The sequence below is a fragment of the Psychrobacter piscatorii genome (genome assembly GCF_043641605.1).
Classification (GTDB): domain Bacteria; phylum Pseudomonadota; class Gammaproteobacteria; order Pseudomonadales; family Moraxellaceae; genus Psychrobacter; species Psychrobacter piscatorii_C.
Genome location: NZ_JBHZRK010000001.1, coordinates 116,962 through 130,061, shown reverse-complemented (window position 1 = coordinate 130,061; position 13,100 = coordinate 116,962). Strand labels below are relative to the sequence as shown.

The following is a 13,100-nucleotide window of genomic DNA, read 5'->3' as shown; positions in this document are numbered from 1 at the left end:
CAACATGTGAGTGCTAGCTATTAATCACTACTGATAATCAAATATCGAATATCAATTAATAGCCTAGTAGCACTCCTATGAGCATGTAGCTGGCGGTCACCTTTTTAATAAATTAATAAGGGATAAAACGTTTAAGCTTTCTGTTTATATCGAGCACATAGTCTAAAATTAATAGACGCGAACTTTTGGTTCGATATAGTCAACTGTCAGTGGCACTTTGCGAACTGGTTTGTAAATGATACGGTTGCCTTCAGAATACCATAAAGTATGCTTCATCCAATCGTGGTCATTACGGCCGTTTGGTGCATAGTCATCATCTTCTGGACGATCATAATCAGAGACACTATGCGCGCCGCGACTTTCGTGGCGACTAGCGGCTGATACCATCGTCGCTTTTGCTACTTCGTATAGGTTTGCCACTTCAAACGCTTCGATACGAGCAGTGTTGAAGACTTGTGATTTATCACCCAAATGGATTTGTTCGACTTTCTCACCCAGCGCTAAGATTTTCTCAACGCCTTCATCCATCATGGCTTGCGTACGGAATACACTGGCATGTGTCTGCATGGTGGCACGAATCTCATCAGCCACGTCTTGTGCGTTGTAGCCTGACGTTGATTGCTGCAATTTGTCTAAACGACCAACCGTGATATCAAGTACATGCGGATCAAGTGGTTTGTAGTTATGATCGTTTTGATGGAACTCATCAACGATGTGCTTACCAGCAGCACGACCAAACACGACCAAGTCAAGTAGTGAGTTAGTACCTAAACGGTTGGCACCGTGTACACTCACACAAGCGCACTCACCAATAGCATATAGGCCTTTAACGACGTTACCATTAGCATATAAACCGTCTTCGTCAGTACCCGCTTCTAGATCCGGTACGATTACCTGACCATGGATAGTGGTTGGAATACCACCCATCATATAGTGAATGGTTGGGATAACTGGAATAGGTTCTTTAGTAATATCAACGTTGGCGAAGTTTTTACCGATCTCAAATACTGACGGTAGACGCTTCATGATAGTGTCGACACCTAAATGCGTCATGTCCATGACGATATGGTCGGCATTAGGGCCACAACCACGACCTTCTTTGATTTCTTGGTCCATAGAGCGCGATACGAGATCACGTGGTGCCAAATCTTTTACGGTTGGCGCATAACGCTCCATGAAAGCTTCGCCATCTTTGTTACGCAAGATAGCGCCTTCGCCGCGGCAACCTTCAGTCAATAGTACACCTGCACCATGAACGCCCGTTGGATGGAATTGCCAGAACTCCATATCCTGTAGTGGGATACCAGCGCGAACTGCCATACCAATACCGTCACCAGTGTTGATATAAGCGTTAGTAGACGCGGCAAAGATACGACCTGCACCACCTGTAGCTAGGACAGTCACTGGTGCTTGGAATACCGCAACCGTACCTGTCTCTTGCTCGAGGGCGATAACACCGTTGATGTTACCCGCTTCGTCTTTGATCAAGTCAAGCGCGATCCACTCGATAAAGAACTCAGTACCTTGCTCTAAGTTTTTCTGATAAAGCGTGTGTAGCAATGCGTGACCTGTACGGTCAGCAGCAGCGCACGCACGTTGTACCGCTTTTTCGCCATAGTTCGACGTGTGACCGCCGAATGGACGCTGATAAATCGTACCATCTTCGTTACGGTCAAACGGCATGCCCATGTGCTCAAGCTCATAGACTACCTTTGGCGCTTCACGGCACATATACTCGATAGCGTCTTGGTCACCTAACCAATCTGACCCTTTAACGGTATCGTAAAAGTGAAAGTGCCAGTTGTCATTGCTCATGTTGCCCAAACTTGCACCGATACCACCCTGAGCGGCAACCGTGTGCGAACGTGTTGGGAATACTTTGGTCAGTACTGCAACCTTCATACCCGCTTCCGCTAAGTGCAATGAAGCGCGCATACCTGAACCACCGCCACCAACGATAACTGCATCGTAGTTTAGGGTCTTAATATTACTAATGGTATTGTCTTGTCTAGTTGCCATTACGGTTTTCCTAATGCCTGTTAATGCTTATAAGTAAATGAAAAGCGTGTTTTAAAATCTTCTTACTGCAGGTTTAAGGGCTTTTATCTGGCCATCACATGCACTTATTAAAGAAGAGGATATAACAGTCTTTGACCACTTAATTTGCATATCTATCGTTATACTGAACCAAACCCGCTCAACCTTGTTGCTCATTCAGCGACAATCTAAATAGTGGCGCTGTTGGTCCAATGCTATGACTATTTTTGGCTATCAACGGACACTTTTAAACTACTCTATCAGCTGACATACCAGCTGCGCGCATCCGTTTTATATATAGATACTTATATCAATATTAAAGCTGGTCACTCAATGATTAAACAGCAACGACACTAAAGCCGTTACCCCAAAAAATCATGATGCCCCAAAATAGAAATACTAAAATAGCGATAATCATCAATGACTGTAGCACTAAACGTAAGCCTGCTGCGCTTGAGCCCAGTTTGCCTGTCGTAATATAGTCAGTAAATACTGTCCACATTCCCACCCAAGCATGGCCAGCTAGTGCAAGTACAGCAACTAAGCTGAATAAACGCATTGGCAGGCTAGTCATGAATGATGACCACTCAAGATACGTGACATCGCCGTGGGTCAAAAAGAAGCCCAGCAACACCACACTATAAACGGCTAAAACAACAGCACTAATACGCTGAATAATCCAATCGCGTGAGCCTGAACCTGTCAGACCAGTAGCACTTTTGATTCCTGAATCATTTTTAATCATTAGAACATCACCCATATAAATGACGCGACAACTAAAATCGCTGCAATGACAAAACTGACCATAGAGGCGGTGCGGCCAGATTTTAGCTCTTCGTTCATGCCCATATCAGCAAATAGATGTTTGATACCCATCACGAAGTGATATGCGATGGCGGCAACAAATATCCATGCTAAAAAGCGCACAAGTACGTTGTCAAATACGGTCTCAAAACTCTCAGGCGATGCCAATGAGTTCTGTAATAGCCACAGCATTACAGGAATTAATAAGAATAAAATAATGCCAGAGATACGATGCAAAATAGAGGCGATTGCGATCGGTGAGCGATTAACGCTAATCACTTGGCTTAGAGGCAGATCAATAGGTCGGTTGCTTTTCACAGCGGGCATCCTTTTTGCGGTTATACTCCTGTATCTGCTATCAACGCTTGACAAAAATGGTGTCAGTTGAGCATCGAGCAACACACGAGACGAATAAAGTAAGGAAGAGCTAGCTGACTTCTTTTAGTTTGTGCTAAATATGAAGAAAGAATCATGTATATAAGGTATTGATAAGCTGTTTAGTGTCGCTTGTCGAGCTGACAGGCCTACAAAACAACCTATCTATTATACAACAAAGAAAATAAACATGAGTAAGATCGACTAACCAGTCTATTTTTATTGGTCGTATGAATAGCCAGACAACGTTAATATGTCTTTTCTATCAAAATAAACCTTGTGCTGAGCACTAAATACTGGTGCTGAGCATCTAAAAATAGAGCGGTTAACAAGAACATTTAAACCACAGAATTTGGTTTGGTTTATCAAAACACCAGACAATCGTAAATAAGCATGTATAAAGTAAGCTCTAGACAACACTATATCATGACCACTTATCAATTCGCACAAAGCTAGTGCCAGTTAATTCCTACAATTATAAAATGACTGGGCAATAATTACAAATTTATCCCTGAAGTAATAAAGACACACACTTAATTAACAAACGAATAGATATATGCAATACTGAATGTGGAAAACGCTTACCTCTGACAATTATGATCGACACTCAACTTGTCTACTACTCATGCCCTGTCTGTTTTTAGCCTCGTTTTTTACGAAAATTCTGTTGCGTTTTTGCGACAAACCCAAAAATATAACGTCAATATTGACGTTGTAAATATTTTTGATAAACAGAAAGTTTGGCGCAAAATAACCAATCAGACATATTTTGATACAAAAATTACAGCGAACAACCACCGCTAGGCCGTGCCAATTGGACCCACGGTCAATAAAAGTTTTTTCAAATCACAAGTAATTGCTGCTAATATACCTTGCGTATTAAACGAGTTAAGCACATTCTACCGTTTGACCAATGATGACGTGAGGTGTACGTCTGCAGTAATTTTATTCTAACAAATCAAAAACAATGGAGAGCAATTTATGGCTGATACTAATGCCAAACTAACCGTGAATGGTGAAGAATACGAACTTCCTATTATTGAAGGTACTTTAGGGCGCCCAGTTATCGATGTTGCTGCTTTGCAAGAATCAGGATTTTGGTCTTATGACCCTGGTTTCAAAGTAACTGCTCCTGTTGAATCAAAAATTACTTATATCAATGGTGGCAAAGGCGAATTATTGCATCGCGGTTATCCTATTGACGAGTTAGCAAACTATGCTGAATACCTAGAAGTGGCGTATGCGTTGCTAAATGGCGACCTACCTAACGCTGAGCAAAAAGCAGATTTTTTTGAAAAAATTCGTGAACATACGGCTGTTCATGATCAATTGCGTAAATTCTTTGAAGGTTTCCGCCGTGACGCGCATCCAATGGCTATTATGGTTGGTGTCGTTGGTGCGCTATCAGCGTTCTATCATGACAACCTAGACCTCAGTAACGAAGAGCATCGTGAAATCACAGCTATTCGTTTGATTGCTAAGATGCCTACGCTTGCGGCGATGAGTTATAAATACTCACAAGGCGAACCGTTCATGTATCCGCGTAACGACTTTAGCTACGCTGAGAACTTCTTGTACATGATGTTTGCAACCCCTGCTGATGTAGACTATAAGACGAACGACGTCATCACTCGTGCAATGGACAAAATCTTTACTTTGCATGCTGATCATGAGCAAAACGCCTCTACGTCAACAGTACGCCTAGCAGGTTCTACCGGTGCAAACCCTTATGCCTGTATCGCTGCTGGTATTGCAGCCCTTTGGGGTCCATCACATGGTGGCGCAAACGAAGCTGTACTAGAGATGCTTGATGAAATCGGTACGGTTGAAAACGTGCCTGAATTCATGGAAAAAGTGAAAAGCCGTGAAGTGAAGCTAATGGGCTTTGGTCACCGTGTCTACAAAAACTTCGATCCACGTGCAAAAGTCATGAAAGAGACTTGTGATGAGGTATTAGAAGCACTTGGTATCAACGATCCTAAGCTTGAATTGGCAATGGCACTCGAAAAAATTGCTTTAGAAGACCCGTTCTTCATCGAGCGTAACCTATATCCAAACGTTGATTTTTACTCTGGTATTATCTTAAAAGCCATCGGTATCCCAACATCAATGTTTACGGTAATCTTTGCATTGGCTCGTACCTCAGGTTGGATCAGCCATTTGTTAGAGATGCACAGCGCCCCATACAAGATCGGTCGCCCACGTCAGTTGTATACTGGTGAAACGCGCCGTGACTTTGTCAAGGTTGAAGACCGTAAGTAAGCAAAAATAGTATCTTTATAATAAAAAATCCCGCTATCGTGCGGGATTTTTTATTGCTCTGGGATAGATACTCTTGAATGCATTTCATCCAATTATTGGCAAACTCGTTACTATGAGTATCATTCAAACCGTTATTGAAACTCTTTCAAAGTCTGCTCATATTTAGCAATCTGCTCGTCATATCCTTTAATAGTATCGTTGAACTTGGACATGAGCGTTTCAAATTCTTGCTGCTGTTGTTGCTTCATTTGCTGCATATCAACCACTTGCTGCGCTTCTATTTGCTCCCATACTTGATGCTGAATAATCAACCGAGCCAGCGCGGGGCTTTTTGCACTGACCCTTCCTGCAATCTCTGCATGTTCAAACAGCTGAGGTACTAAGGTCGCTATATTGATCAGCGTATCAGAATCCTCTGCACTGAGTGGCGTAGTCACAGGCTGATATAACGCTGCCATCGTTTGCTGATAGCGCTCAATGATCTGCTCTTCGGTCAGTATGATAGGCTTACGTGGCTCAAGACTGATACGCTTTAATACAGTCAGATCACGCTCACCCACTTCGGTACTTGTATTCATCTCTGCATCCAAACCTTCCTCACTGGTAGCGTTAGCTTCTACTGGACTATCAGCTGGTAATGGTTCGGAATTGGCGCCATTCGCATTTTCTGTAAGAGTGGCAGAATCGTTAGTCGCCTCATTGAGTAATAGCGACTCTTCGCTATCTGAAGCATCTGCCGCTTGAAGAGATTCATACTCTGCTTGTAGTCGGCGCTGCAGCCCTTGCGCTTGCGCAACGTATATAGGTTGAAACTGCTCTATACGCGCCGCAGCAGAATCACTTTGCTGCATAGGTTGACTGTCCTCTGCGCTTGTTTTTTCAGTTGTTTGAGTCTCATCTGGTACAGGCGGTGCGTCAGCTTGCTGCTGACAGCCGGTCAGAAATAGTACGCCCGTTAGCGCTACTGCAGCCAGAGCTGAGCTAGCAGAAGTATCAATATTAGGCTTTACTGGCAAAAGTCGAAGCATGAGAGTACGTATCCTTTAATAAAGCAAAAATATAAAAAGCTAAAATGGTGTCGGGATGGCGCTATTTGATTACCGTCAGAGACCTTACTGACCTATCAGTCATGATAGAAGCATAATATCGATTGGTAGCTCACCTCGTATATCAGACAAAAACTAAGCGTTAGAAGCGTGATTAGCACTTTTTATTTGAGTGAGAGGATTCACAGTCAAAAATGGTATGCAGGCCTCTAAATCTTGGCAGTCCTGTCCGCGCTGACGACGGACAAAATAATCTTGAACCATGCGCGCCTGCTGCTCAATCCCGTATTTAAAAAACGATTTGCCTGTCTCTAGTACATAATCATATCGCCGATCGATAAGGGCACCGCGTACGACTTTCAATCCTTGCTGTAGCTGCCACACGTGAGTGAGCTCGTGGATGAGCCAGCTCTGCTTGCCCAGCGAGGCCGCACTGAAATCATCGATCCAATCGGCTGGATTAAAGTAAATATGACCATTCGGACTTACCGCATAGTTTTTGAGAACCCACCAGGTGGTTTTTAGTCGTACTTCATCTAATCTGATACTGTCACCAAACACCGAGCGCGCCAACGCTATCTCACCAACTGTCAGACAACGCGACTGCTGCTTTTTTACGCTGCTGCGTGAATATCGATTAAGCAAACGCTTGAGAGATTGTCCAGACATTGTCAATGTAATACCTTATATTTGCTAGGCTGGTGATAATAAATGATATTTGATCAATTATCCTGATGGTTACTATTGAACCGTTAATATGGATGAATCATTAAAACTAAAGTGCTGGGGACATAAGCTATACGCTTCGTTAGCTTTCATTAACATATTTTTGCGTTAGCCTAGCGTGTATTGTTTATAGCAAGTACCCTATTTATAAATTAGCCTACTTTGACTGCTGATGTCTAATACTCATTGTCATGGCGAAGTTGCTGCGAGAATCATGCCAAGCGGACAATCGCTTTTCACTTCAATAGAAATGATAATTGTAGACAAATATGTCGTTGTTTAGATTTGACTATAAAATCTCTCAATGGCCGCCATTGTAGACAATAGACCGTTTTTTAATTTTTCAATAGAGAAACTTATGCCGCCTAACTTTCATGCCGACACCCCTCTTGCTCAGCGTATGCGCCCTGCTTCTCTCGCTGCTATTATTGGTCAAGAGCATCTTTTGGCCACTGGCGCACCTTTACGGCGTTTGGTCGAACAAGGGCATCTACCGTCTATTATTCTTCACGGCGAAGCAGGTATCGGTAAGACGACCATCGCAATGTTATTGGCGGATGCGGTTAATAGACCTTTTCACGCACTCTCAGCATTGAATACTGGGGTCAAGCAGTTGCGCGAAGTATTGGATAGTAAAGATTCACTGGCATTTGAGTCACCTGTGGTATTTATCGATGAGATTCATCGTTTTAATAAGGCACAGCAGGATGCATTATTGGGCGCGGTAGAATCTGGTGATATTACGCTGATTGGTGCCACGACAGAGAATCCCTCATTCAGTGTGAATAACGCGCTCTTGTCACGTTGCCAAGTGTATCGTTTAGAGCCATTAACGCCTGAGCAAATCAGTGCAGTATTACGGCGGGCACTCTCGGAAGACCATATACTCAAGAAACTCACCATCGAATTGCAGGCACAAGATACCATCAGTCAACTGGCTCACGGCGATGCAAGAAAGGCGCTAAATTTATTAGAGCTGGCAATTCAAACAGCGGATACCGAACAGTCACCGATTGTCATCGATGACGAACTGGTCAGCCGAGTGGCGCAGACCGCGTTGGTACGTTATGACAAAGATGGCGAGCAGCATTACGATATCATCTCAGCTATGATCAAATCAGTACGTGGCTCAGATCCTGACGCGGCACTTTATTGGATGGCGCGGATGCTCGTTGGCGGCGAGCCTGCCGATTTTATTGCTCGCAGACTGGTGATCTTGGCCAGTGAAGATATTGGCAATGCCAATCCAAACGCCCTACTCCTTGCTGATGCGGCCCTGCGCAGTGTGCAATCCATCGGTATGCCAGAAGCACGTATTATCCTAGGACAAGTCGTGGTCTATTTAGCAACCAGTGCCAAAAGTAATAGCACGTATAAAGCAATCAATGCAGCGATGGCGTTGGCAGAAAAAGACGCCTCCCCTGTGCCACTACATCTGCGCAATGGCGTGACCAAGCTGATGCGCAATCAAGGCTACGGTCAAGGGTATGCTTACCCGCACGATTATCCTAACCATTACTATCCCCAGAGCTATTTGCCAGAAAACTTAGCAGGCACGAGCTTTTACAAGTTTGCAGATAATCAGCGTGAGCAGCATAGCAAACAGTTTATGGATTGGTTAAAAAGCCAAGCCGCCAGTAATGACCAAAACCAGTAATAACCAAAAACAGTGCCTAACTTTGCAAAAAAGATTGAGAAGTGACACGTATGAGCCATTAATAATATTTAACCCTGTTTTTAAAAGACTAAGCGTGATAGTTCAGCTTTGTGTCAGCACGCTGGGATAAAAACCGTTAAAATGTATTTAGAATGATATATAAAAGTCATGAACTACTTCTATATTTAATTACTGTGATGGTCATGTGATTTGCTCAACAGCAACAGCGCGTGATACCAACTACTGCTACAATAGGCAGACAACACTTTATATTCCAAATCACACATATTTATTAATAATAAAATATTGAGACTTACTATGAGTTTAAATACGATTCCTGAGATTATCGAAGACATTCGTGCCGGAAAAATGGTCATCTTGATGGATGATGAAGACCGCGAAAACGAAGGCGATATCATCATGGCAGCGACGCATGTTCGCCCTGAAGATATTAACTTTATGATTACCCACGCGCGCGGCTTGGTATGCTTGACGCTATCACAAGCGCGTTGCCAGCAATTGGCACTACCGCTGATGTCGGATCGCAATGAAGCGAAATTTAGCACCAACTTTACGGTATCGATTGAGGCCGCTGAAGGCGTCACCACGGGTATCTCTGCTGCTGATCGCGCTCGTACTATTCAGGCAGCGGTTTCATCGGCAGCGAAGCCAGAAGACATCGTGCAGCCTGGGCATATTTTCCCAATCATGGCACAAAACGGCGGCGTTCTGCACCGCGCAGGCCATACAGAAGCAGGTTGCGATTTATCAAGACTAGCGGGTTTAGAGCCTGCCGCAGTGATTGTCGAGATTATCAACGCTGATGGCACAATGGCACGCCGCGATGACCTTGAGATATTTGCCAAAGAACATAATATCAAAATGGGTACGATTGCTGACCTCATCAACTACCGTATTGCCAACGAGCAAACCGTAGAAGAAGTTGAAACCCGTCCTTTTGAGACTGAGCATGGTACGTTTACGTTGCATCGCTTCCGCGAGTTTGGTGCTGAAGAAACTCATTTAGCATTGGTCAAAGGTGATGTGAGCGAAGGCGTCAGTACTGTACGTGTGCATGGTTTCCACCCACTGCGTGATCTATTTGCCGCCAAAAATGATATGACAGGTCGTAGTGGCTGGAGCGTGCAGTCAGCATTAGAAGAGATCAGTGCCTCAGAGCGCGGTGTCTTGGTCTGGGTTGGTAATCATCAACCAGTCGATCTTGGGGATGCATTAGAGCAAGCCGCGAATAATGAATCGCAATCGACCATCACCCAGCAGCCTTATCGCAGTATCGGTGTCGGCGCGCAGATATTACGTCATTTAGGCGTTCGCGATATGCGTCTATTGTCATCACCCATGAAATTCTATGCTTTATCAGGTTTCGACCTAAATGTCGTAGATTTTGTGCACGCACCGCAAGACAACTAAACCTATTTAAAAGATTGACTAATAAACAGTCATAAAAAAAGGCATGCTAATATGACATTAGCGTGCCTTTTTGTTTTTAACAATTGATTAGATTAGGTAAAGCTTTATCTAAAATTCAGGGGTATGACCAAATTTTGCCTCTAATGCTAGTAAGCGTGCGCGTTCTTCTGTCGTCCACGGTAACTTACCTTTTCCATCACTATCGAGACGTACTACAACGGCATCAGCAGTCGCAACGATTTTGTTTTGTGCTGTACTATAGTAGCTATATTCCATTGCGATACTGGTATTACCTAGACGCTGACAGCGAACGCCCAATAACAAAGTATCAGGATAGGTCACTGGGTGTAAATACTGGCAGCTCGACTGTGCCAAGACGGTGACCATACTGCCATCGAACATATCTAACGCGTGCAAATAACCAATGCGCGCTGACTCAGAATAACGATAATACACCACGTTATTTAAATGATTAAAGGCATCCATCTCACCCCAATGAATCGGCTGATAATGAATCACTGGGTAATGCGCCAGTACTTCAGGTCGATCGATTGCTACCTCAGACATAAAATCTGGCTTTTCACTCATATTGGTCATAACTTACCTTGTATCTCATGTTGTCTATATATAGCTGTTTCGAACCGTATCAATTAAGGTTGTGGTTTATCCAAAATCTGTGTGGTTAATAACGGTGTTGGCTTAGGAGCGTTGGCAATCAGTTGGTCAAGCCAGGCAATGACTTCTGGTATGTCATTAGGCGAATTCATGGTTTCTAAGTTATTTTCTGCGCCAATTGATTTTTTGTCTACTGGTGCTATTCCAATGGCGCCAACTTGCGCGGGTTTTTTGCCATTGCTAACCGATGATTTAGGTAGTAAGGTTTTTAGCTGTTTGCGCGCTTGGGTCAAATAATTGATGAGTTGATCCTGCTCGCGCATATTGCTCGCTTGACTTGCTAGATTCAATGTCATGATGACTTCATGAATCGTCAGTTGTCTACGCGTCAATGTCATGTCGTTACGCGCTGACGTCTGAGCAGGCGGGTTCGCTACTGCACGCTTTTGGTCACCCTCAGTTGCTGCATCCACTAGCTCTCGGCGCTGAATATCAGCACCCTCATAGCTACCGAGGCGCTCATGACTATGCAAAAACTCTTGAATGTTTTGAATCGCAAGATTTTGTATTTGCCATGGGCTAGGTTGTGAGCTTTGCGCTTGTAGTCGTTCGATGTCTTTAAGCAAACTTTGCTTGATCACGACGGTCAATGCAGGTGCAATCTCGTTGCTGCTTTGCGCCAATTGCCAATGCAAACCTCGCAACAACTCGATCGCGGCACTATCATTGTTGTCTGCTAGTAATCTGTCAGCGGCTTTTATTTGAATACGTAGTAAATCCAGCTGGTTTTGCGCTTGGCTACTGGCTTTGACTCTGGGCTCTGGCAATGTCTGCTGGCTCATGGCAAATAAACGATCGTCCATCTCATTTAGACGACTGACAACCTGCTCATTGCTTTGCAAGCGCTCGTTGACACTGTGCTGAAAACGCTGCTGACTAATATAGAGCCAGAGTAATGCCGCGATAAGCAGCAAGATGACCAACCACTGCATCCGCAGCAGCAAGATATTTGCTTGCCGGCGCTGCTGTATAGCAGAAGGATCCTTAGATAAAGACTCAGAATTCATTGGCATAAGACAGTACCGTGATGGGTAGGTATAAACATATTTAAATCAAATAAAAATTATAAAACTAAGGGTTAGTAGTGATGGCTAAAAGAATGGTATCTGGCGTCAAATCTTCTACACGCCAATAGCTCAGGCGCTGCGCTGCAACCATATTTGCTAAGCGCTCACCCAATACGACATAAGAAAAGTCCGCTAACGTGAGTGGCAAATTATCTCTCGCATCACTCATTATGTCATTACTACGTTTTGGTTCTGACATTTTTTCTCTTGCACCTTTGACGATGCTCGTCCAATGCTCAAAAGCAGCGCCACTACTCACGACGACGATAGGTTTTGCTTGCTTTGGTGTTGTATTTGTCGTTTGATTACATGCAAAAAAATCTTGTTGCCACTGCTGATACTGAATCATTGCCTCGGTAGGCATCGAGCGCTCATACCACGCAATACTATCGATATGTACACCGCGTGCTTGTAAGGTATCGACCAATAAGCGTCGTCCACCCAGTCCGCGCCATATCAGCAGCTTATCACCCGCTTGCAAACGCTCTATTTCAGGCATTGCTAGCATACCTTCATTATTGGCAACTTCAGGCTGTCGCACTTGATAGTTTGCCGCGTCTATGTTGGCTTGAGTCAATGCCGCAGCGGTTGCTTGACCCACTGCAATGATTTGACTTGGGGCTACCAAAGCTTCAGAAGCTTCAGAAGCTATATTGGCTGCTTTATTGTCCGGTTGCGCATCACCACTATCGTCATGCTCACTGTGCACAAGTGACTGCCAAACATTCAACCCCGAAGTGGCCGCCGTTGGGCTTATGATGACCAGAGCCTTATATTCACCTGCTAGCCACGCACGCATCAGTGCTAGATCATCGTCAGTCGTTGGACGCGGTTGCAACGTCAACATCGGTATCTCAACCACCGTGAACCCTGCTACTTGCAAATGATTCGTCAATGGCGCAGCGCGTGCTATCGGTCGTGTATTGATGACAATTTTTGGCATTGACCCATCAGTCGATTGATTTTTATGAGTAGACCTAGCTTTAGTTGACGTTGATGACATAGATGTACCACGACAAA

11 protein-coding genes are annotated in these 13,100 nt (G+C 44.2%); 3 read left to right on the top strand and 8 right to left on the bottom strand.

The window, feature by feature from the left end:
• Positions 1 to 168: 168 nt before the first annotated feature.
• The 3 genes from sdhA to sdhC form a co-directional block, all read right to left on the bottom strand.
• Positions 169 to 2,019 carry a succinate dehydrogenase flavoprotein subunit gene (gene sdhA / locus ACHUET_RS00595; protein WP_371531693.1) on the bottom strand — a complete coding sequence of 617 codons (1,851 nt, stop codon included), beginning with the start codon at positions 2,017 to 2,019 and terminating at the stop codon, positions 169 to 171.
• 355 nt (positions 2,020 to 2,374) lie between these two features.
• Positions 2,375 to 2,761, bottom strand: a complete 387-nt coding sequence (gene sdhD, locus ACHUET_RS00590; protein ID WP_227511562.1) for a succinate dehydrogenase, hydrophobic membrane anchor protein — start codon at positions 2,759 to 2,761, stop codon at positions 2,375 to 2,377.
• Positions 2,762 to 2,781: 20 nt separating this feature from the next.
• Entirely contained in the window at positions 2,782 to 3,168 is a 387-nt protein-coding gene (gene sdhC / locus ACHUET_RS00585) for a succinate dehydrogenase, cytochrome b556 subunit (protein ID WP_075105828.1), read from the bottom strand.
• A 1,029-nt stretch (positions 3,169 to 4,197) separates the two neighbouring features.
• Here sdhC and gltA point away from each other — a divergent pair.
• On the top strand, positions 4,198 to 5,478 hold the full coding sequence (gene gltA, locus ACHUET_RS00580; RefSeq protein ID WP_394209804.1) for a citrate synthase: 1,281 nt from the start codon (positions 4,198 to 4,200) through the stop codon (positions 5,476 to 5,478).
• 131 nt (positions 5,479 to 5,609) lie between these two features.
• On the opposite strand, the gene ACHUET_RS00575 is transcribed toward gltA, so the two are convergent.
• Positions 5,610 to 6,506 carry a hypothetical protein gene (locus ACHUET_RS00575; protein ID WP_394209803.1) on the bottom strand — a complete coding sequence of 299 codons (897 nt, stop codon included), beginning with the start codon at positions 6,504 to 6,506 and terminating at the stop codon, positions 5,610 to 5,612.
• Between the two features lie 153 nt (positions 6,507 to 6,659).
• Positions 6,660 to 7,193, bottom strand: a complete 534-nt coding sequence (locus ACHUET_RS00570) for a type IV secretion protein Rhs (RefSeq protein ID WP_394209801.1) — start codon at positions 7,191 to 7,193, stop codon at positions 6,660 to 6,662.
• A 415-nt stretch (positions 7,194 to 7,608) separates the two neighbouring features.
• On the opposite strand from ACHUET_RS00570, the gene ACHUET_RS00565 reads away from it, so the two are divergent.
• Both ACHUET_RS00565 and ribBA read left to right on the top strand, forming a co-directional pair.
• Positions 7,609 to 8,907 carry a replication-associated recombination protein A gene (locus tag ACHUET_RS00565; protein WP_394209799.1) on the top strand — a complete coding sequence of 433 codons (1,299 nt, stop codon included), beginning with the start codon at positions 7,609 to 7,611 and terminating at the stop codon, positions 8,905 to 8,907.
• A 318-nt stretch (positions 8,908 to 9,225) separates the two neighbouring features.
• Positions 9,226 to 10,338 (top strand): bifunctional 3,4-dihydroxy-2-butanone-4-phosphate synthase/GTP cyclohydrolase II, encoded by a 1,113-nt coding sequence (gene ribBA / locus ACHUET_RS00560; protein WP_201601721.1) that lies wholly within the window; start codon positions 9,226 to 9,228, stop codon positions 10,336 to 10,338.
• Between the two features lie 108 nt (positions 10,339 to 10,446).
• Here the strand turns inward: ribBA and ACHUET_RS00555 are convergent, their stop codons facing one another.
• From ACHUET_RS00555 to ACHUET_RS00545, 3 genes are read right to left on the bottom strand one after another with little or no spacing between them, the layout of a single operon-like run.
• Complete coding sequence (locus ACHUET_RS00555; protein ID WP_394209797.1) at positions 10,447 to 10,935, bottom strand: acyl-CoA thioesterase; 489 nt, start codon at positions 10,933 to 10,935, stop codon at positions 10,447 to 10,449.
• 53 nt (positions 10,936 to 10,988) lie between these two features.
• A complete protein-coding gene (locus tag ACHUET_RS00550; protein WP_394209795.1) occupies positions 10,989 to 12,026 on the bottom strand; it encodes a hypothetical protein in 1,038 nt (345 codons plus the stop codon).
• 58 nt (positions 12,027 to 12,084) lie between these two features.
• Positions 12,085 to 13,023 carry a uroporphyrinogen-III synthase gene (locus tag ACHUET_RS00545; RefSeq protein WP_394209793.1) on the bottom strand — a complete coding sequence of 313 codons (939 nt, stop codon included), beginning with the start codon at positions 13,021 to 13,023 and terminating at the stop codon, positions 12,085 to 12,087.
• Positions 13,024 to 13,100: the final 77 nt, after the last annotated feature.

What these genes read in the sequence shown, in the direction of transcription:
- sdhA (WP_371531693.1), bottom strand. Translation starts at nt 2,019, where the DNA reads ATGGCAACTAGACAAGACAATACCATTAGTAATATTAAGACCCTAAAC.
- sdhC (WP_075105828.1), bottom strand. Translation starts at nt 3,168, where the DNA reads ATGCCCGCTGTGAAAAGCAACCGACCTATTGATCTGCCTCTAAGCCAA.
- gltA (WP_394209804.1), top strand. Translation starts at nt 4,198, where the DNA reads ATGGCTGATACTAATGCCAAACTAACCGTGAATGGTGAAGAATACGAA.
- ACHUET_RS00575 (WP_394209803.1), bottom strand. Translation starts at nt 6,506, where the DNA reads ATGCTTCGACTTTTGCCAGTAAAGCCTAATATTGATACTTCTGCTAGC.
- ACHUET_RS00570 (WP_394209801.1), bottom strand. Translation starts at nt 7,193, where the DNA reads ATGTCTGGACAATCTCTCAAGCGTTTGCTTAATCGATATTCACGCAGC.
- ACHUET_RS00565 (WP_394209799.1), top strand. Translation starts at nt 7,609, where the DNA reads ATGCCGCCTAACTTTCATGCCGACACCCCTCTTGCTCAGCGTATGCGC.
- ribBA (WP_201601721.1), top strand. Translation starts at nt 9,226, where the DNA reads ATGAGTTTAAATACGATTCCTGAGATTATCGAAGACATTCGTGCCGGA.
- ACHUET_RS00555 (WP_394209797.1), bottom strand. Translation starts at nt 10,935, where the DNA reads ATGACCAATATGAGTGAAAAGCCAGATTTTATGTCTGAGGTAGCAATC.
- ACHUET_RS00550 (WP_394209795.1), bottom strand. Translation starts at nt 12,026, where the DNA reads ATGCCAATGAATTCTGAGTCTTTATCTAAGGATCCTTCTGCTATACAG.
- ACHUET_RS00545 (WP_394209793.1), bottom strand. Translation starts at nt 13,023, where the DNA reads ATGCCAAAAATTGTCATCAATACACGACCGATAGCACGCGCTGCGCCA.